Origin of the sequence: Nonomuraea sp. NPDC050680, assembly GCF_040654555.1 — a bacterium.
Classification (GTDB): Bacteria; Actinomycetota; Actinomycetes; order Streptosporangiales; family Streptosporangiaceae; genus Nonomuraea.
The window spans coordinates 171,701-190,581 of record NZ_JBFAIF010000011.1; the positions used below are offsets into that span (position 1 = coordinate 171,701).

Below are 18,881 nucleotides of genomic sequence, written 5' to 3' on the forward strand. Positions count from 1 at the left end.
AAAATGGGAGAGGGAAAGCATCCCGCGCGGCGCGTCAACCAAGCGTTGGTTGGTAAAGCTTGAGAAAATAACTACTTGTGACGGCGCTCCTCGAATCGGTACTTGGTCGGCTGCCCGGCGTCTCGAGTGATGACGACGAGACGCGCCGGCCGCTGCCCGTGTCCGGGATGCTCGCCGCCGCCATCACGCTGGGCGTCGGCCTGGCCGTTCTCACCACACTGACCCTGGTCGGGTGGATCGCCGCGCCGCGTGGCGCGCTGGGCGCGGGGCTGCCGGGCGTGTTCCGTACGGCGGCGCAGGTGTGGCTGGCCGCGCACCACGCCGGGTTCGCGATCCCCGGCGGCAAGGTGGGGCTGCTGCCGCTCGGCCTGACGATCCTGCCCGCCGTGCTGCTCTACCGCGCCGGGCGGTGGATGGCGCGCGACGCCGACCTGCGGCTGCGGCTGCCCGCGCGGCTGCCCAAGAACAGCCCGCGCGAGCAGGCCAACGCGCGCCGCCGGGCCCAGCTCGTACTGGTCGCGCAGGCCGGGGTCTCGCTGGCCGCCCCCTACGCCCTGCTCGCCGGGCTCATCGCGCTCGTCGCCCGCAACGACATCACCCAGCCGTTCATCGGCGAGGCGCTGATCAGCCACTTCGCGCTGGCGTTCCTCGCGGGGGCGCTGGCCACGGCGCGGACGATCGGCCCGTGGCGGGCGATGCTGCGCCTGCTGCCCGAGCGGGTGCGCGCCCTGACCGTCGGCACGGCCGTCGCCACGGCGGTGCTGCTCGTCGCCGGGCTCGCCCTCGTGCTGACGGCCCTGATCGTGAACTTCGGCCAAGTACGCGAGCTGTCCAACGTGCTCTCACCCGGCTTCGTGGGCGGCGTGCTGCTCCTGCTGGTCCAAGCCCTCTACCTGCTCAACACCGTCATCTGGGCCGCCTCCTACATCGCCGGGCCGGGCTTCGCCGTCGGCGCCGACACCCTGGTCGCGCCCACGGGCGTGCAACTGGGCACGGTGCCGAGCCTGCCGCTGCTCGGCGCGCTGCCCGAGAGCGGTCCCGTGCCCGGCTGGACGATGGCGGTGATCGCGCTGCCGTTCGCCGCCGGGACCGTGGCCGGCATCGTGGTGGCCAGGATGGCGCCGTCACCGTCGTACGAGGCCGCGCCGCTGTGGGGGTTCTTCACCGGGATCACCACCGGGCTGGTCGCCGCGCTGCTCGCCGCGCTGTCCGGCGGCCCCATCGGCGGCGGGCGGCTGGCCACGGTCGGGCCGTCGCCCTGGGAGGTGGCGCTGTCGGTGGGCCTGGAGGTGGGCGTCGCCGCCGGCATCTCCGCGGGCGTGGCCAACGTGCTCCTGCTCAACCGGCGGGCCCGCGTCCCACTCGACAAGGCCGCGGTCCCGGTACGCAAGGCGGGCGCCGCGATCGCCAGGGCGGCGAGCAAGGTCGGCCTGGCCGAAGCCGACGCCCGGCCCCTGCCCGGCCACTGGATGGACGCCACCGAGGCCGACACCCAGGCCATTCCGGTGATCCGCGACGACTGGCAGGACGAGCACGCCTCGGCCGCGGCGGAGACGCTGGCACAGGCACTGCCGGTGCTGCCGGAGCGGGACCGGCCGCCGCGTACCGACATCGTCGACGAGTCCGACGACCGCGGCGGCCATGTCATCTACGTCGACCCGTATGCCTGGGACCGCGACTAGGGCTGCACCGCGCCGAGGAGTTCGAGCACGTCCGGCGGGAGCTTCTTCTGGGCCGCGTCCCTGAACTGGGTGAAGCACTCGCCCTGCGACGAGACGGTGCCCGCGCCCTTCATGCAGTTTTGGTAGGCGGAGTATTCGTCCATCAGATAGAACTGCATCGCCGTGGCCAGGGCCGACAGCGTGAGGGCGATCGAGGAGACGGCGATGCCGCCCACGGCGATGCCCGGCGGCTTGCCCGCGTTCTTCAGCTGGGGCAGCGCGCGAATGCCCGCCATCAGCGCGAACACCGCCATGACCAGCCCCGCCAGCGGCAGCATGAACGTCATGGCCAGCGCCGCGACGGCCAACCAGATGGCTCGGCGGCCCGCGGAATCCGCGGGCTGCTGACCCGCCGGTGCCTGCACCGGTGTCGACACCTGACCTCCTCTGCGTCGCCGGACGAAGAGCGGATACGCTTGCAACCCCACCCCGGTTTCCCATTGGAGTTCGCGTGTCAAAGGCTGGGCGGCTCGTCGTCCTCGTCTCCGGCTCTGGAACAAACCTACAGGCCCTACTGGACGCTTCGGCCGACCCGTCCTACGGCGCCCGTGTGGTGGCCGTTGGTGCGGACAGAGACGGCATCGAGGGACTGGCTCGGGCATCGCGGGCTGACGTTCCTACTTTCGTCGAAAAACTGGGTGATTACGAGAAGCGGTCGGAATGGAATATCGCGCTCGCGGATCGGATCGCCTCCTACGAGCCCGACCTGGTGGTGTCGGCGGGCTTCATGAAGATCATTGGCGCCCCGACGCTCGACGCGTTCCCGGTGCTCAACACCCATCCCGCGCTGCTGCCCTCCTTCCCGGGTGCGCACGGGGTGCGTGACGCGCTCGCCCACGGGGTCAAGGTGACGGGCTGCACGGTCATGCTGGCCGACTCCGGCGTCGACAGCGGGCCGATCGTCGCCCAGGAGGCTGTGACCGTACTGCCGGGCGACGACGAGGAGGTCCTGCACGAGCGCATCAAGACCGTCGAGCGCCGCCTGCTCGTCGAGATCGTCGGCCGGATGGTCCGTGAGGGCTGGACGGTCAGCGGACGGACCGTCCGCATCGGTAACCAGCCAGGGGTCAGCGGACAGACCGTCCGCCTTGGTAACCAACCAGAAGGGGAATCGAAGTGACTCGCATCGCCATCCGGCGCGCGCTGATCGCGGTGTACGACAAGTCCGGGCTGGAGGAGCTGGCCAGGGCTCTCGACGGCGCGGGGGTGGAGATCGTGTCAACGGGCGGCACCGCCGCCGCCATCGCCTCCTACGGCATCCCCGTCACCAAGGTCGAGCAGCTGACCGGGTTCCCCGAATGCCTCGACGGCCGGGTCAAGACGCTCCACCCGCGCGTACACGCCGGGCTGCTGGCCGACCTCACCAAGCCGCACCACGTGGCCCAGCTCGACGAGCTGGAGATCGACCCGTTCCAGCTGGTGGTGGTCAACCTCTATCCGTTCGAGCAGACGGTGGCCTCCGGCGCGTCCGACGAGGAGTGCGTCGAGCAGATCGACATCGGCGGGCCCGCGATGATCCGCGGCGCCGCCAAGAACCACAGCACCTGCGCCGTCGTGGTCGACCCGCGCTTCTACGGCGACGTGGTGGGCGCGCTCGGCGAGGGCGGCTTCACGCTGACCGAACGCAAGCGGCTGGCGGGCATCGCCTACGCCCACACGGCCTCCTACGACGTGGCCGTGGCATCCTGGTTCGCCAACGCCTACCGGGTGGACGAGGGCTGGCCCTCGTTCATGGGCGCCACCTGGAAGCGCAAGTCCACCCTGCGCTACGGGGAGAACCCGCACCAGTCCGCCGCCCTCTACACCGGCGGCCTCGACGGCCTGGCCAACGCCGAGCAGGTGCACGGCAAGGAGATGTCGTACAACAACTATCTCGACGCCGACGCGGCCTGGCGGGCGGCCTGGGACTTCGCCGAGCCCTGCGTCGCGATCATCAAGCACCAGAACCCGTGTGGCATCGCCATCGGCCCCGACGTCGCCGACGCGCACCGCAAGGCGCACGCCTGTGACCCGGTCTCGGCCTATGGGGGCGTCATCGCGGTCAACGGGGCCGTCACGGCCGAGCTGGCCCGGCAGATCGCCGAGGTGTTCACCGAGGTCGTCGTCGCGCCGTCCTACGAGCCCGAGGCGCTGGCCGTACTGACGCAGAAGAAGAACGTCCGCCTGCTGATCTGTCCCTCGGGTCCGGCCAACCCCGCCGAGTTCCGCCGGATCGACGGCGGCCTGCTCGTCCAGCGGACCGACCGGGTCGACGCGCCCGGTGACGCGCCGGAGCACTGGCAGCTCAAGGCGGGCGAGCCGGTCTCCGAAGCCATGCTGGCCGACCTGGCGTTCGCGTGGCGGGCCTGCCGCTCGGTCAAGTCCAACGCCATCCTGCTGGCGTCCGGTGGGGCGACCGTGGGTGTCGGGATGGGGCAGGTCAACCGGGTCGACTCATGCCGCCTGGCGGTGAGCCGCGCCGACGCGCGGGCCAAGGGGTCGGTGGCGGCCTCGGACGCGTTCTTCCCGTTCCCTGACGGGCTGGAGGTGCTGATCGAGGCGGGCGTCAAGGCCGTCGTGGAGCCCGGCGGATCCGTCCGCGACCAGCTGGCCATCGAGGCGGCGGAGAAGGCGGGCGTGGCGCTTTACTTCACGGGGACGCGCCACTTCTTCCACTGACGGTTCAACGCGCCACTCCCACTCGCGGCCTTGGGTAAAAGGGCGGTACGAAGCCGCCCTTTTGCGCACAAGCATAAGTAATGTCCGGTTACGCTGTGGGCCTTGTCGCTCGTCCGTTCTCCGGGAGTACTCCTTATGGCGCCGCTCGATTCGGTTCTGTCTGCCTTCGTGACCATGAACGGGTTCGCCACCAGCCCGGTCATGCTGGTAGTGCTCGCCTTCCTCGGCGCCTACCTCGGCTCGCGCGTCGTGGAGGTCATCCCGTTCACCCGCCGCATCATCGAGCGGCGCGCCGCGGCCCAGACCGCCGAGCGCGAGTAGCCCACCGGCCGCCTGAACATCTCAGGCGGCCGTACCTGAACATCTCAGGCGACTGTACGGGCTTGGCTCCAGGCGAGCTTCGCGGCCCCGGCGAGTCCGGCCCGTACCCCCAGAGTGGTCGGCTCCACCTTCACCGCTCGGACGAACGCCAGCCCGGCCACGTCGTCCAGCGCCCGCGCCAACGGGTCGAACAGGACCGGTCCCGCCGCTGAGACGCCGCCGCCGATGACCACCTTGGTGAGCTCGACCGCGGCCGCGGTCGAGGCGATCATGCCGGCGAGTGCCCTGGCACCCCGTTCGAACGCCGCCACCGCCACGGGATCCCCACCTGCCGCGTCCCGAGCCAGCGCTCGCGCGTCTGCCGCGCCGTCCAGCCCGTCAGGGCGGCCTGGGGTCCAGCCGTTGGCCAGCGCCCAGCGGGCCAGGTTCGGGCCGCTGGAGTAGTGCTCGACGCAGCCGCGCCCGCCGCATTCGCAGCGCTCGCCGTACGGGTCGATGGTCATGTGACCGACATGTCCGGCGTTTCCGTTGGGGCCCAGGAGCGGGACGCCGTCGATCACCAGCCCGCCGCCGATCCCGGTGGACACCACGATCCCGAGCAGCGAAGAACTCCCGCGCCCCGCGCCCAGCCAGTGCTCCCCGAGCGCCATGCACTGCGCGTCACCCGCCAGCATGGTCGGCAGGCCGGTCAGCGCGCTGACCTCGTCACGCAGCGGGAAGCCGCGCCAGCTGGGCATGTTGACGGGGCTGACGGTCCCGGCGGCCAGGTCCAGCGGCCCGGCGCAGCCGATCCCGACCGCCTCCGGCGCCGGGCCGCCCCCGGTCACCTCCTCGATCAGAGCCGCCAGAGCGACCATGACCTCCGTCCGCGGCGTGGGCCGGGTCGCGGAACGCAGCATGGAACCCGTCTCGTCCACCAGCGCGGCGGCGAGCTTGGTTCCCCCGATGTCGATGGCGAGTACGCAGGCCATCAGTGTTTGTGGTGGTTGTCGGGCTGGCGGGGATCGCCAGGATGTTCCAGTCCGGGCACGAGTTCGACCTTGGCGGCCCGCGACTCGTCGAGCCACCGCGCGAACATCCGGCGCCGCGCGGCTTCCCGCTGCGAGACCGCACCGGGGGAGGGGGACGGGGTAGGCGCCGGGTGGGCCACCGCGACGTGCCAGCCCAGGGCGTCCTCGACCGGACCGACGAGCATCCCGTACGGGCGGCGCGGGATGGCGCCGGCGATCGCCGCGGGCAGGGAGCCCAGCGTCACCGGCCCCAGCGGTTCCAGATCGTCGGCCGTGGCAGCGGCCGCCTCGGCACGGTCGGCGAACACCCGATGGCGTACGACATGCCAGGCCACTCCCTGCGCCGTCCCCTGCGCTGTCGCCTGTGCCGCGCTCTGCGCCGTCCACTGCGCCGTTACCGGCGACCGCCACTCCGGCGGCACCTCGACAGTGGCCGTCAGGTGCTCGAACAGCGCGCGCACCCACGGGCTCCCGTTGTACGCGGAGGCGTTGATCGACCCCAGCTCCACGGCGGCCAGCGGGTCGAGCCGCCCGACCTCCACCGGTGACAGCCCGCGAGCCGCGGCCTCGTCCTCGCACAGCGCCTCGGTGAGGATCACCTGCGTCAGCCACCTGGCCAGCTGCCGGTCCTCGGAGCTGCCCGGCACAGGCAGCGCCGCGCTGAGCGGGCTCTCGCGCAGCTCGCGGATCCGCCGGTCCAGCGGCTCACGGGAGATCGGCCGCCCGCCGACCCAGCCGATCACCGCGCCGATGCCAGGCGCGGTGGCCGCCCCGGTCGCGGTGGGCCGTTCTCGTACGGGAACACCTGCCCCGGTCGCGGTGGGCCGTTCCCGCGCGGGACCGCCGGGCGCGGTGGCCGCAGGTCGTTCCCGTACAGGACCGCCCGCCGTATCGGTGAGAGTGTGGTTCATCGGACTACCTCCAGGCGGACGGCGGGGGCGTACTGGCAGCGGCCGTACCACATGACCTTGGCCAGTGCCCAGAAGTGCCCGGCCGCCATGTCGTACGGCACCTCCACGGGGAACGACACGTCCACAGCCTCGCCCGGTGCCACGGTGAAGCCCTGGATGACCGTGGGCAGGAGCTCCCACGAGCCCCATGGGGCCGCGAGCTGGGACTCGCCGTGGATCTCGTCCGAGGTGGTGTTCGCCAGCCGTACGACGAGAGACGTGCGGTCGTCGGGGCGCAGGGAGAGTGACTCCGTGAGGGCGGTGACGGAGAGGCCGGTCGCGCGGCCATCGGTGGCCTGGGTCCCGTTGAACGCGTCCCTCATCTTCGGGACGGCGCCCTCGACGGGCAGTTCGGGCACCTCGCCCAGCGCCACGGTGGCGACGTCCTCCACCAGCTGGCCGCCCACCGAGGTGCGGGCCGAGACGAAGTACAGGCCCTGGCCGGGAGCGGGTGTGACGGTGACGGGGAAACGGAGGTGGCCGCCGGGTTCGAGGCGGAAGGCGCGCTGGGCGGGCGTGGCGCTCCAGCCGTCCGGGACGCGGATGTCCACCACGCCCTCGTGCGGCGCGTCGACGAGGTGGGACGACACCACGACCTCCACCTCGACCGCCCCCTGCGAGGCCGCCCCCTGCGAGACCGCTCCGTGCGAGGCCGCCTGCGAGACCGCCCCCTGCGAGACCGCCCCCTGCGAGGCCGCCCCCTGCGAGACCGCTCCGTGCGAGGCCGCCTGCGAGACCGCCCCCTGCGAGGCCGCCCCCTGCGAGGCCGCGATGCGGTCGGGCGTGAGGAGACCGGGCGTGACGGCGATCGACACCGGGAGGTAGCCGAGTGGCGCGGGCCCCTTGTTGTGCAGCCAGTAGCGGCTGTAGACCGGCTGGGCCTGCTCGGCCGTGGCGCCCAGGTCGGGGCGCGCGGGCCGCGGCGGGGCGGGGGCGAGGTAGGTGGCGACCTCGGCCCCGACCAGGTCGAGCGTGGTCACCGGGTCGCCGGGCCGTTCCAGCAGGTCGGCGCTGATGAGGCCGTCGAGGTCCAGGACCGGCGACTCGATCACGGCCCGCGAACCGAGCCCGGTCGACTCCACGAGCCGAATCGTGACGCCGTCATCCCCGCCAGTGGAGGACAGGCCGTGGGCGTGTGGGTTGCCGGTGGCCTTGATGGTGCCGAGCAGGACGTCCCGGGCGGGCTCCACCCGCAGGAGCGAGTGCACCTGGGGCAACGTGCCGTCGGCGGCCGGTGCGACCTCCCGCGCCAGCATCGGCGTGATGAACTCCTGTCCCGCTGCCGGCAGGCGCAACGCCCGCCAGTCGCCGTCCCCGCCGGCCAGCGCGTACGAGAACTCGTGCGTCCAGTGCTGCACCTGGAACCCCGCCCCATCAGGCCCGGTACGCCGAGGCGGATCCAGCCAGACCCCCGACGGCCACCCGGTACAGGACCGCATGAGCGACAGATGCAACGCCCCGGCGGAATCCACCGCGAACCCCGGCAACCCATACGTGAGCAGCGCCACCGTCCGAGACTCCAGCACCTCCTCGCCCACCGGGCAGACGGCGGAGATCACGGCGTCCGCCAGATCCGCGACCAGCGCCTCCACCGGCCCGGCGACGATGAGCGCGGGCAGCGCGCGTACGTCACGCAGGTCGGCGCTGGGCTGCCACACCTCGGCCAGCGGCCGTTCGGCGGGCACCCAGACCAGCGGCGCCCCCGACTTGAGCGCGTCGAGGAAGGCCGGGTCGCTGCGGGAGAGGAGCTCGGCGGCCAGCGGGTTGGCGTCCGGGCCGCCCAGGATGATGCGTACGTCCGGCAGGTTCGAGTCGACGTCCAGCCAGCCGTACCGGGACCCGGAGGCGGACGAGGTCGTGGCGGTCACGCCCGCGCGGGCCAGTGCCACCACCAGCGAACGGGCCCCGGGCGCGTCCTCCAGAGTGGGCACCACCACCTCGGCGACCCCCAGCGCCCGCGCGCCCGCCTCGCCCAGGTCCACCCTGGCCGTGGCGGACAGCCCGAACCAGGTGTTGGCCGGGTTGTCGAGCGTCCACGGGTGTTCGGCGGTGTCGACCTCGGGCTGCGCGAACCCGCGCCCCACCACGGCGCCCGCGACGTCGGAGACCGGCAGCGCGCCCGCCACCCGCGCCGGGAAGCGGACCCGGAGCAGCCGGTCGGCGCCGGTGTAGTCGAGCACGCGGGTGGTGAACTCGACCCGGTCCGAGCCCGTCCATAGCGTGACGATCTGCTCGTAGGACACCTCGCCCACCTGGCCGGTGATGGTCAGGCGCTGTCCGAGGGGGCTCCGTGAGGCGTGTACCGCCAGCGCGGCGGTCTCGCCTGAGCCGGTGGCGTGGCCGGTCGGCAGCAGGTGCCACGGTCCTTCGCCCATGTCGGGGTGTGTGGGGTATTCGTCGTACAGCCGCAGCTCGTTCCCGAGCCCCGACAGCAGCTCGCGGCCCGAGGCGCGGTCGAACACCGACTCCAGGCCGCCGCCCCGCGCCGGATCGGCGACGACGCGCCACCGGTCGTTCGAGATCGAGGTGGTCCCGGGCAGCGGCTGCCAGGTGTCGGCCGCCCCCTCGACGATCCGGTACGTCCGCCAGCCCATCGACGGCACGTCCTTGGCGAGGAAGACCAGCGTGCCGTCCTCCTCGATCGCCGGAACCTCAATCGCCGGCACCTCGCCCGCCGGCACCTCGCCCGCCGGCACCTCGCCCTCCGGAAGCTCGCCCTCCGGAAGCTCGCCCGCCACCCGCTCACCCGGCGCGAGCCGTACCCGCACCAGGCCGTCACGTGCGAACGGCAGTGTGTTGGTGACCACGACGCTGCGGCCGTCGAGCGAGATCTGGCCGAGCAGCGCGTCCAGCGCGCGGTCCCGGGCGTCGGCGGCCAGGTCGTGCGCCTCGCGCCAGCCCGTCAGCAGGTCGATGTAGACCTGGTCCGACTCGGAGCCGGTGATCCCGTCGTGGTGCGCGCCGTACGCCAGCTGCCTCCACACCTTGTCCAGCGCGGTGTGCGGATAGCCGCCCAGCCCCAGCAGCGACGCGAACGCCGACAGCCGCTCGGCGTCGAGCGCCGCCACCTCGGCCGCGCGCTGGGCCTGCTTGGTGTCGATGTACGAGACGTCTTTGCCGGTGTAGATGGGGTTCATGTCACGGGTCTGCGGACTAAATGCGGATATTTCCCCACGCACCGCGTCGAGGAAGTCCCGCGGCGTGCCGCAGACGAACCGGGGCCAGACATAACGGGCCGCCCAGGTCCGGTGGATGTCGGTCACCCACTTGTTCGGCGGGGTGTAGTCGGTGCCGACGGGCAGCAGGATGTTCCGGGTCGCGGCCACCGGCTTCAGCGAGCGGTAGAGCTCGTACGTCGCCCGCGTCGCCTCCTCCAGCGACGGCGAGGAGTCCATCCACCAGCCCGCCGAGTAGTGGGCGGGCATGTAGTGCGTCAGCACGCCCTGTCCCGACGGCGAGATCCACTCGAACTCGCTCGGGAACTGCATCAGGGAGGCGTCATTCTTGGCCTCCTTGAAGTTCTTGCTGATCGGGCCCCACTGGTGGAAGGGCCCCCGGGCCCACGCGCTGCCGGTCAGCCCGGCCGCCGCCAGGTAGCCGGGGAACTGCGGGTCGTGCCCGAACACGTCGAGCTGCCAGGCCGTACGCGGATCGCCGCCGAGGATGTCACGCTGGTAGCCGATGCCGTACACGATGTTGCGGATGGTGCTCTCGGCGCCGGTCAGGTTCGTGTTCGGCTCGTTGTACGTCCCGCCGAGAAGCTCCACCCGGCCCTCGTCGAGCAGCGCGCGCAGGTCGGCCCGGCGCTCGGGGTGGGTGTCGAAGAACGGCTTGAGATAGTCGACCTCGGCCAGGACGAACCGGTAGTCAGGATCGCGCAACGCCAGCTCGATATGCGCCTCGACCAGCGCGAACGCGTTGTGCTCCCACAGCGGCCGGGTCGTTGCGTCGACCGAGAGCAGCTCCCAGGGGCTGGTGTAGGCGGCCTGCGTGTTCCACCAGACCGGGTCGTAATGGAAGTGCGACACCATGTACATCGTCCAGCCCGGCTCCTCGGCCGTGACCTCGACGTCGAGCGACGCGTCGCCGAAGGTGACGGTGCAGGGCACCACGGTCCCGTACGGCACGGTGACCTCCAGCGGCACCTCGACGGTGCGCGGCCCCACCCCCGGCGGCACGCTCACGGGAGCCGCGCAGGACACTCCGGGACCACGGACGTCGAGCGGCGTCTCCTGCCCATCCAACTCCAGCGTGACCTTGAGCACCTGGTACGGCCGCTCTTCCGAGCCGACGAACAGATCGGTCGACTCCGCTGACAGCAAGTGAGCAGGCAAGACGACTCCTTAGTGGGCACATAGGCGGTGACGTCACCATATGCTCTTCCAAGATCCATGACAACGATGTCATCGCCGGTCCCAGCGAACTCGTGGAAGGATGGCCAGACATGAGCGCAGTGAAACTCGACGGCAAGGCGACCGCAGCCAAGATCAAGGCCGACCTCGCGACGCGGGTGGCCGCGCTCAGAGAGCGTGGCATCACCCCCGGTCTGGGCACCGTGCTGGTCGGCGACGACCCCGGCAGCCAGATCTATGTGGCGGGCAAACACCGCGACTGCGCCGAGGTCGGCATCGCCTCCATCCGCGTGGACCTCCCGGCGGACGCCACCCAGGCCGAGGTCGAGGCGGCCATCGACGAGCTCAACGCCTCGCCGGAGTGCACCGGCTACATCGTCCAGCTCCCGCTGCCCCGCCACCTCGACACGATGGCGCTGCTGGAGCGCATGGACCCGGCCAAGGACGCCGACGGCCTGCACCCGATCAACCTGGGCCGCCTTGTCCATATGGTCGACGCGCCGCTGCCCTGCACGCCGCACGGCATCGTGCTGCTCCTCCAGGAGTACGGCGTGCCGATCAAGGGCGCCGAGGTGGCCGTGGTCGGGCGCGGCATCACGGTGGGCCGATCGCTCGGCCTGCTGCTGACCCGGCGCAGCGAGAACGCCACGGTGACCCTCTGCCACACCGGCACCCGCGACCTGGCCGCGCACGTCCGCCACGCCGACATCGTGGTGGCCGCCGCCGGGGTGCCCGGCCTCATCACCCCGGCCATGGTCAAGCCGGGCGCGGCCGTGCTCGACGTGGGCGTCTCGCGGGTGGACGGCAAGATCGCCGGTGACGTGGCCGCCGAGGTGGCGGAGGTGGCGGGCTTCCTGACCCCCAACCCCGGCGGCGTCGGCCCGATGACCCGCGCCCTCCTGCTCTCCAACGTGGTCGAGGCAGCCGAACGCGCCTGACCTCACCGCAGGCCGGGCGTTCCTCTTACGGCTGGAAGTCGGGGTCCACGGCGACGGTCACCTCGAGCAGCAGGGGCTCCTCGCGGTCCACGAGCGTGGGCACCACCTCGTCGAGCACCGCCGCGAGCTCCTCGGCCGTGTCCACCCGCCTGGCCGCGCAGCCCAGCGACCGGGCCATCCCGCCCATGCTGACCTCGGTGAACGCGGGCCACGGCGCCTTGCCACCCGCCTTGTCGGCCAACCGGTCCATGATCGCGTACCGGCCGTTGGCGAGCACCACGAACAACGCGCCCACCCGGTAGTGCGCCGCGCTCCACAGCGCGTGCACCCCGTACAGCGCCGAGCCGTCGCCCACCACCGCGACCACCGGCCGGTCGGGCAGCGACATGCGCAGGCCGACCGCCGCGGGCACCCCGAACCCCAGTCCGCCCATGGCGGCCGACACGAAACCGAGCGGGTTACGGGCCGGAACCAGCCGGTGCAGGTCCGGACGCGACGACGGCGTCTCCTCGACGAGCACCGCATCGGCGGGCAACCGCCTGGCGAGCTGGTCCAGGACGTACGCGGCCCGCAACACCTCCCCTTCCGGGGGCAGCTCGGGTTTGCTGGGCGCGGGCCGTAGCGGCGCGGGCCTGGCAGGCACGAGTACGGCCAGCCGCTCGCAGACGGCGGCCGGGGCGGCGAGATAGGCCAGATCGGCCGGACTGCGGTGCGCCTCGGCCGGGTCGTCGGTGACGAGAGCGACAGTGGTACCGGGCTCCACCAGCGGACCGGTGTCGAACGGGTACTGACGGAAAACCGGGGCCCCCACAGCGAGCACCACGTCGTGCGCGGCCAGCGCGGTGCGCAGCCGCATGCGATCGGCGGGCAGCACCCCGGCGTACTGCGGATGATCCTGCGGAAAGCCCGCCATGGCACCGAACGACTCCTGCCAGACCGGACACCCCAGCCGCTCGGCAAGCGCCACCACCGCCACCCAGCCGGCCTCCCGAGCACCTGAGCCCGCGAAGGCAACGCTCTCACCGGACGACCCCGAGCCGACCACACCCATGCCCACGCTCACCCCGGCGCCTGCGACGATCGCCGGGGAGCGGGCCTCGGACAGCAGTGCGGCCAGGGGCGCGAGCGACTCGTCCGACACGGCGGCAGGCCGCAGCAGCCGCGTCGGCGCCGCGATCGTCTCGTCCTCGAACGGCGCCGCCCAGTCGTCCAACGGCACCACCACCAGCGCGGGCCCCCGGAACGTGACCGCCTCGTGGTAAGCCCGTGCCACGGCACCCGGCACGTCCTGCGCCCGCACCGGTTGGTCGACCCATACCGGATAGTCCCCGGCCAGCCCCGCCAGCCGCCCGGTCAAGAAAGGCTCCAACGCCAGATGACGGCGATCCTGCTGCCCGACCAGGATCACCAACGGCACCCGGTTGGCCCGCGCGGTCGCGATCGCGCCGACCGCGTTGCCCAGGCCCGCCGCGGTGTGCAGCACGGCCAGCGCCGGCGCCCCGTGCCCGATCGCCCATCCGGTGGCCATGCCGACCACCGACCCTTCGTGCAGAGCCAGCACGAACGGCAGGTCGTCGGGCAGCCCGGTCAGCAGCGCGACCTCGGTCGAGCCCGGATTACCGAAGATCGTGGTCAGCCCGAACCGCCGGAGCACCTCGAACGTGGCCTCTCGAACCGTGCTCACCGCGCTCACCGTGCCCGCCTGAGTCCGCCCGCCGTGTGTCGCACAGTGCCCGGCTGCCTGCTCGACGCCCATGATCACTGTGGGTGACGACGATAGCACGATCGCCCGTTTTCCCTGGTGGACCGCCTGGGGAACCTATCGGCGCCGATAGCGGTCCGTGGCCTCCTTCGTGGCGCGGATCGCGGCGTCGGCCGTGTCGTACGTGCGCTGGGCCAGCCCGACGAAGATGCAGTCGACGATCAGGAGCTGGCTGATCCGGCTGGCCAGCGCACCGGGCCGGAACGCGGTCTCCCGCCCCGCCGACACCAGCGTGTAGTCGGCCAGCCCGGCCAGCGACGACCGCGGATTGTTGGTGATCGCGACCACCAACGCCCCCGCCTCCGCGGCCGTGCGGGCCGGGTCCAGCACGTCCGGCGTCTCGCCACCGCAACTGATCGCCACCACCACGTCGCCCGCCCGCAGCAGGGCCGCGCTGGTCAGCGCAAGGTGCGCGTCGCTGAACGGGTGGCTGGACAGGCCGATCCGCAACAGCTTCTGGGACATGTCGGCCGCCACGAGCCCGGAGGCCGCCACGCCGTACACGTCCACCCGCCGGGCCCCGGCGATGGCCGTGACGACCTCCCCGAGCGGCTCGGGGTCGAGTTGCGCCGCCGTGTCGGCCAGCGCCTCCGACTCGGCCCGCGCCACCTTGGCGATGACGTCGGTGAGCGGGTCGTCGGGGCCGAGGTCACCGGGCACCAGCCGCTCCGGCTCCTTGGCCACGGCGGCGGCCAGGGCGAAGCGCATCTGCGAGTAACCGGCGAAGCCGAGCGCCCTGGCAGTGCGTACGATCGTCGCCTCGCTCGTCCCGGACACCCCGCTGAACTCGGTGATCGTGCTCCGGACGACCACACCGGGGTCGGCGAGGATGATGCGCGCGATGGCCTGCGCGGCCGGCGTCAGCGACGGCAGCACCGCACGGACGGCGGCCACGGGGTTGGCCGGCTCGTTCATCCGCCCGCCCAGCCCGTCGATAGGCGGAGGCGCCCGGTCACCGGGTCAGCCATTCGGCGGCCGCCTGCGCCGAGACGCGCGAGATGCCGTGCGTGACCAGGTGCGCGGCGCCGTCGGGCGCGCCGGGGATGCCGGTGTCCACGATGATCACCTCCGGCCGCACCTGTACGGCCCGCGCCACCGTCTCCCGCACCCACGGATGGCGGGCGGCGTCGTGCACCACGAGGACGACCGGCCGATCGTCGAACGGCGGTAGCTCGCCCTCCGGCTCCATCTGGATCCGCGTGGTGCCCGGCAGCAGAGCGCTGAGCGCCGCCGTGATGCCGGTCGGTGTCGAGGGGTCCACCGCCTTGTTGAAGCGCGTGTTGACCTCCACGACCAGCGGCGGCCTGGTCAAGGTGGCAGACCCCGTCACGGTCAGCGCGGCTCTGGCGGCCTCCAGGCCCGCGCCCTCGTCGACGTCGGCGCGGGCCTTGTCGCGCAGCGCCGCCTGCCGGGCGTACCAGTCGGACAGGGCGAGGACCCGGGCGGCCGCCTCGGCCAGGCGCTCCTCCGGGAGCGCGCCCGACTGGACGGCGGCCACGATGGCGTCGCGGATGTCGTGCAGGCTCCGCTCGGTCGACAGGCCCACGCAGATGGCGTCGACGCCCGCGCCGAGCGCGCGGACCGCGATCTCTCCCGGGTCGAACATCGCGGCCACCGCCCGCATCTCGATCGCGTCGGTGACCAGCATCCCGTCGAAGCCGAGCTCGCCCCTGAGGAGCTCGGTCATGACGGTACGGCTGAGCGTCGCGGGCATCGACGGGTCGAGGGCGGGGACGAGCAGGTGGCCCGACATGACCGAGCGCACCCCGGCCGAGATCGCGGCTCTGAACGGCGGCAGGTCGCGCTCGTCGATCAGTTCGCGCGAGGCGTGCACGGTCGGCAGCGCCAGGTGCGAGTCCGTGACCGTGTCACCGTGGCCGGGGAAGTGCTTGGCGCAGGCGGCGACCCCGGCGCCCTGCACCCCGTTGACGTAGGCCACCGTGTGGCGGGAGACCAGGTCGGCGGTCGGGCCGAACGAACGGACACCGATCACCGGGTTGGCGGGGTTGGCGTTGACGTCGGCGGACGGCGCGTAATTGAGGGTGATGTCCGCTTCGGCGAGCATCCGGCCGATCTGGCGGCCTACGCGCTCCGTCAAGGCCACGTCGTCCACCACGCCGAGCGCCCGGTTGCCCGGGAAGGAACTGCCGGACGTGACCTCCAGGCGGGTGACCGCCCCGCCCTCCTCGTCGATCGCGACGACGGCGCCCGGGTTCTCGGCGCGGAATCGCTGGACGAGCTGCTGCCCGGGGTTGTTACGGGCGAACAGCACCAGGCCGCCGAGTCCTTCGCCGAGCGCCCTGAGCAACCAGTCGGGAGCCGACGTGCCTTCATAGCCTGGCTGGAGCACTGTCATCGCTAGTCGGTACAGGTCAGGGGACATACGGCATTTTCCTTCACGATTGTTGAATTGAAGGTAATTTTCTGTCATCGTCGCCCTCGACACAACCACTTCCGAGAGGCCAAACCCCCCATGCCCAGCCGAAGGACGTTACTGAAGGGCCTCGCCCTCGCCGCTGCCGCCTCCGTCGTACCGCTCCCCGCCTTCGCCGCAGACTACGTCCCGCCGTTGCGTCAGATGCGCGGCATGTGGATCGCCTCCGTGGTCAACATCAACTGGCCCTCCAAGACCGGGCTGACCGTCGAGCAGCAGAAGGCCGAATACCTCGCCTGGCTGGACCTGGCCGTGCAGCGCAAGCTGAACTCCGTCTTCGTGCAGATCAGGCCGACCGCCGACGCGTTCTGGCCGTCGCCGTTCGAACCGTGGTCGCAATGGCTGACCGGCACCCAGGGGCAGGACCCCGGCTACGACCCGCTGGGCTTCATCGTCGAGGAGACGCACAAGCGCGGGCTGGCCTTCCACGCCTGGTTCAACCCGTACCGGGTCTCGATGCAGGCCGACCCGGCCAAGCTGCACCCCGACCACCCGGGACGCAAGCACCCCGACTGGATCCTGCCGTTCGGCGGCAAGCTCTACTACAACCCCGGCATGCCCGAGGTGCGGAAGTTCTGCCAGGACGCGATCATGGACGCGGTCACTCGGTACGACATCGACGGCCTGCACTTCGACGACTACTTCTACCCGGCGAACACCACCGCCTTCGACGACAGCGCCGCCTTCGCCCAGTACGGAGCCGGCTTCCCGGACCTGGCCACCTGGCGGCGCAACAACGTCGACCTCATGGTCTCGGAGATGCAGCAGCGCGTGCGCGCGGTCAAGCCGGAGATCGCCTGGGGCATCAGCCCGTCGGGCATCTGGCGCAACAAGGCCAGCGACCCGCTCGGCTCCGACACCAGCGGCGGGCAATCCTACGACGGCCTGCACGCCGACACCAGGGGCTGGGTGAAGAAGGGCTGGCTCGACTACATCGCGCCCCAGCTCTACTGGTACATCGGGCAGCCGCCGGCCGACTACGCCAAGCTCGTCCCGTGGTGGTCCGACGTGGCGAACGGCACCGGCACGCTGCTCTGGATCGGCCAGGCCGCCTACAAGGCGGGCGACCCCGCCCAGACCGCGCCCGAATGGCAGAACCCGGCCGAGCTGTCCAAGCACCTCACCCTCAACCGGGACAATTCACCGGTCAGCGGTGACATCTGGTACAACGCCAACGACCTGCGGGCCGACCGGATCGGCTCGATCAGCACGGCCGTGAACGACCACTACACCCGGCCCGCCCTGGCCCCGGTGCTGACCAGGTTGGCGGGTGGCGAGGCGCCGCACCGGCCGGTGCTGGCCTACGCGCTGCGGAAACACGGCGGGGTGGAGGTACGCGCGGTCGCCACAGATCGGCACGAACCCTTCCAGTTCGCCATCTTCCGGTTCCCCGGCAAGGCCGCGGCCGGCGCCTTCGCCGACGCCCGGAACCTGGTCGCGGTGCTGCCGGGCGACCGGCAGGTGCACTGGGTGGATCCGGAGGGCAAGCGCGGGGATCACTACTACGTGGTCGCCGTCGACCGGGCCAACCGGACCAGCAAGCCGAGTAACGGCTTCCGGGTCCTATAGCAGGGATCTTCACGAAGAAGGAGTGCGATGCGGGTTCTCGGCCTCATCTCGGGCACGTCCCACGACGGGATAGACAGTGCGGTCGTGGACTGGTCTCTCGACGGCGGTGTGCTGACCGGCACGCTGGTCCACGCCGGCGAGCGGCCGTACGACCCCGGCCTGAGAGCCCGCATCGTGGCCGCGCTGCCGCCCAACAGGATCGACCTGGGCGAGGTCTGCGCCCTGGACACGCTCATCGGCCAGGCGTTCGCCGAGGCGGCGGCGGAGGGGCCGGCGGCCGACCTGATCTGCTCCCACGGGCAGACGCTCTTCCACTGGGTGGAGGGCGGCCGGGTGCTCGGCACCTTGCAGCTGGGCCAGCCCGCCTGGATCGCCGAGCGCACCGGCCTGCCCGTGGTGTCGGACGTGCGGGTACGCGACGTGGCCGCGGGCGGGCAGGGGGCACCGCTCGTCTCCTACCTCGACCTGCTGCTCATGGCCGGGCTACCGGGGCGTACCGGGGCGTTGAACCTGGGCGGGATCGCCAACCTGACCGTGCGGGAGCCGGCCATCGCCTACGACACCGGCCCCGCGTGCGCGCTCATCGACGCCGCCGCGCCTCCGTACGACAAGGACGGGGTGCTCGGCGCGGCCGGGACGGTCGACGCGGCGCTGCTGGCGCGGCTGCTGGCCGAGCCGTACTACGCGAAGGAGCCGCCGAAGTCCACCGGTAAAGAGCTCTTCACACCGGGGTACGTCAAGGCGGACCTCCCGCGGGCCGACCTCGTCGCCACGCTGACCGCGCTCACCGCGGAGACCGTGGCGGCCGAGATCCGGCGGCACGGGCTCGACACCGTGATCGTCTCCGGGGGCGGTGTGCGCAATCCCACACTCATGGGCATGCTGCGCGCACGCGTGCCGGGGACCCGACTCGTGGCCAGCGACGAGCTCGGTGTGCCCGCCGACGCGAAGGAGGCGATCGCCTTCTCGTTGTTCGGCTGGCTCACCGCGCACGGTCTGCCGTCGACCGTGCCCAGTTGCACGGGCGCCTCAGGGGCGCGCGTCCTGGGCACGGTGACGCCTGGCTCCGGTCCGCTCGCGCTGCCGGAACCCCTCGCCGTGGCGCCGGTCGCGATCCGTTTCCTCTAGTGGGCCCCGCTCAGCGGCCCGCCACAGGTAGCGGGGTC

14 protein-coding genes are annotated in these 18,881 nt (G+C 72.0%); 7 read left to right on the top strand and 7 right to left on the bottom strand.

Going from position 1 to position 18,881, the window contains the following annotated elements; translation table 11 throughout:
- The first annotated feature begins 77 nt into the window (after positions 1-77).
- Positions 78-1,682, top strand: coding sequence for a DUF6350 family protein (locus AB0H88_RS31775; protein WP_357650909.1), 1,605 nt, complete (start codon positions 78-80; stop codon positions 1,680-1,682).
- Here AB0H88_RS31775 and AB0H88_RS31780 read toward each other — a convergent pair.
- The gene (locus tag AB0H88_RS31780) at positions 1,679-2,098 is read right to left on the bottom strand and encodes a hypothetical protein (protein WP_357650911.1); all 420 of its coding nucleotides are present in this window, start codon (positions 2,096-2,098) and stop codon (positions 1,679-1,681) included. The genes AB0H88_RS31775 and AB0H88_RS31780 overlap by 4 nt on opposite strands.
- 74 nt (positions 2,099-2,172) lie before the next feature.
- On the opposite strand from AB0H88_RS31780, the gene purN reads away from it, so the two are divergent.
- From purN to AB0H88_RS31795, 3 genes are all read left to right on the top strand, one after another.
- Positions 2,173-2,841 carry a phosphoribosylglycinamide formyltransferase gene (gene purN, locus AB0H88_RS31785; RefSeq protein ID WP_357650913.1) on the top strand — a complete coding sequence of 223 codons (669 nt, stop codon included), beginning with the start codon at positions 2,173-2,175 and terminating at the stop codon, positions 2,839-2,841.
- Positions 2,838-4,379: a bifunctional phosphoribosylaminoimidazolecarboxamide formyltransferase/IMP cyclohydrolase gene (gene purH, locus AB0H88_RS31790; RefSeq protein WP_357650915.1), complete on the top strand. Its 1,542-nt coding sequence runs from the start codon at positions 2,838-2,840 to the stop codon at positions 4,377-4,379. The genes purN and purH overlap by 4 nt, the downstream gene beginning before the upstream one ends.
- Positions 4,380-4,553: 174 nt before the next feature.
- Positions 4,554-4,700, top strand: a complete 147-nt coding sequence (locus AB0H88_RS31795) for a hypothetical protein (protein ID WP_357650917.1) — start codon at positions 4,554-4,556, stop codon at positions 4,698-4,700.
- 44 nt (positions 4,701-4,744) lie between these two features.
- Here the strand turns inward: AB0H88_RS31795 and AB0H88_RS31800 are convergent, their stop codons facing one another.
- From AB0H88_RS31800 to AB0H88_RS31810, 3 genes are read right to left on the bottom strand one after another with little or no spacing between them, the layout of a single operon-like run.
- The gene (locus AB0H88_RS31800) at positions 4,745-5,671 is read right to left on the bottom strand and encodes an ROK family protein (protein ID WP_357650919.1); all 927 of its coding nucleotides are present in this window, start codon (positions 5,669-5,671) and stop codon (positions 4,745-4,747) included.
- The gene (locus AB0H88_RS31805) at positions 5,671-6,621 is read right to left on the bottom strand and encodes a hypothetical protein (protein WP_357650921.1); all 951 of its coding nucleotides are present in this window, start codon (positions 6,619-6,621) and stop codon (positions 5,671-5,673) included. Before AB0H88_RS31805 ends, AB0H88_RS31800 begins: the two co-directional genes overlap by 1 nt.
- Positions 6,618-10,994 carry a glycoside hydrolase family 38 C-terminal domain-containing protein gene (locus AB0H88_RS31810; protein WP_357650923.1) on the bottom strand — a complete coding sequence of 1,459 codons (4,377 nt, stop codon included), beginning with the start codon at positions 10,992-10,994 and terminating at the stop codon, positions 6,618-6,620. The genes AB0H88_RS31805 and AB0H88_RS31810 overlap by 4 nt, the downstream gene beginning before the upstream one ends.
- A gap of 110 nt (positions 10,995-11,104) precedes the next feature.
- Between AB0H88_RS31810 and AB0H88_RS31815 the strand changes: the two genes are divergently transcribed.
- The gene (locus tag AB0H88_RS31815) at positions 11,105-11,950 is read left to right on the top strand and encodes a bifunctional methylenetetrahydrofolate dehydrogenase/methenyltetrahydrofolate cyclohydrolase (protein WP_357650925.1); all 846 of its coding nucleotides are present in this window, start codon (positions 11,105-11,107) and stop codon (positions 11,948-11,950) included.
- 25 nt (positions 11,951-11,975) lie between these two features.
- Here the strand turns inward: AB0H88_RS31815 and AB0H88_RS31820 are convergent, their stop codons facing one another.
- The 3 genes from AB0H88_RS31820 to AB0H88_RS31830 all read right to left on the bottom strand — a co-directional run bounded on the left by AB0H88_RS31820 (position 11,976) and on the right by AB0H88_RS31830 (position 16,068).
- Complete coding sequence (locus tag AB0H88_RS31820; RefSeq protein ID WP_357650927.1) at positions 11,976-13,634, bottom strand: thiamine pyrophosphate-dependent enzyme; 1,659 nt, start codon at positions 13,632-13,634, stop codon at positions 11,976-11,978.
- Between the two features lie 135 nt (positions 13,635-13,769).
- Positions 13,770-14,627 (bottom strand): MurR/RpiR family transcriptional regulator, encoded by an 858-nt coding sequence (locus AB0H88_RS31825; RefSeq protein WP_357650929.1) that lies wholly within the window; start codon positions 14,625-14,627, stop codon positions 13,770-13,772.
- Positions 14,628-14,664: 37 nt separating this feature from the next.
- On the bottom strand, positions 14,665-16,068 hold the full coding sequence (locus tag AB0H88_RS31830) for a glycoside hydrolase family 3 N-terminal domain-containing protein (protein WP_357650931.1): 1,404 nt from the start codon (positions 16,066-16,068) through the stop codon (positions 14,665-14,667).
- 117 nt (positions 16,069-16,185) lie between these two features.
- Between AB0H88_RS31830 and AB0H88_RS31835 the strand changes: the two genes are divergently transcribed.
- Both AB0H88_RS31835 and AB0H88_RS31840 read left to right on the top strand, forming a co-directional pair.
- On the top strand, positions 16,186-17,715 hold the full coding sequence (locus tag AB0H88_RS31835; protein WP_357650933.1) for a family 10 glycosylhydrolase: 1,530 nt from the start codon (positions 16,186-16,188) through the stop codon (positions 17,713-17,715).
- A gap of 27 nt (positions 17,716-17,742) precedes the next feature.
- The gene (locus tag AB0H88_RS31840) at positions 17,743-18,843 is read left to right on the top strand and encodes an anhydro-N-acetylmuramic acid kinase (protein WP_357650935.1); all 1,101 of its coding nucleotides are present in this window, start codon (positions 17,743-17,745) and stop codon (positions 18,841-18,843) included.
- Positions 18,844-18,881: the final 38 nt, after the last annotated feature.

Bases quoted from the DNA above. Each gene is read 5' to 3' on its own strand.
- AB0H88_RS31795 (WP_357650917.1), top strand. From the start codon at position 4,554: ATGAACGGGTTCGCCACCAGCCCGGTCATGCTGGTAGTGCTCGCCTTC.
- AB0H88_RS31800 (WP_357650919.1), bottom strand. From the start codon at position 5,671: ATGGCCTGCGTACTCGCCATCGACATCGGGGGAACCAAGCTCGCCGCC.
- AB0H88_RS31805 (WP_357650921.1), bottom strand. From the start codon at position 6,621: ATGAACCACACTCTCACCGATACGGCGGGCGGTCCTGTACGGGAACGA.
- AB0H88_RS31815 (WP_357650925.1), top strand. From the start codon at position 11,105: ATGAGCGCAGTGAAACTCGACGGCAAGGCGACCGCAGCCAAGATCAAG.
- AB0H88_RS31825 (WP_357650929.1), bottom strand. From the start codon at position 14,627: ATGAACGAGCCGGCCAACCCCGTGGCCGCCGTCCGTGCGGTGCTGCCG.
- AB0H88_RS31830 (WP_357650931.1), bottom strand. From the start codon at position 16,068: ATGACAGTGCTCCAGCCAGGCTATGAAGGCACGTCGGCTCCCGACTGG.
- AB0H88_RS31835 (WP_357650933.1), top strand. From the start codon at position 16,186: ATGCCCAGCCGAAGGACGTTACTGAAGGGCCTCGCCCTCGCCGCTGCC.
- AB0H88_RS31840 (WP_357650935.1), top strand. From the start codon at position 17,743: ATGCGGGTTCTCGGCCTCATCTCGGGCACGTCCCACGACGGGATAGAC.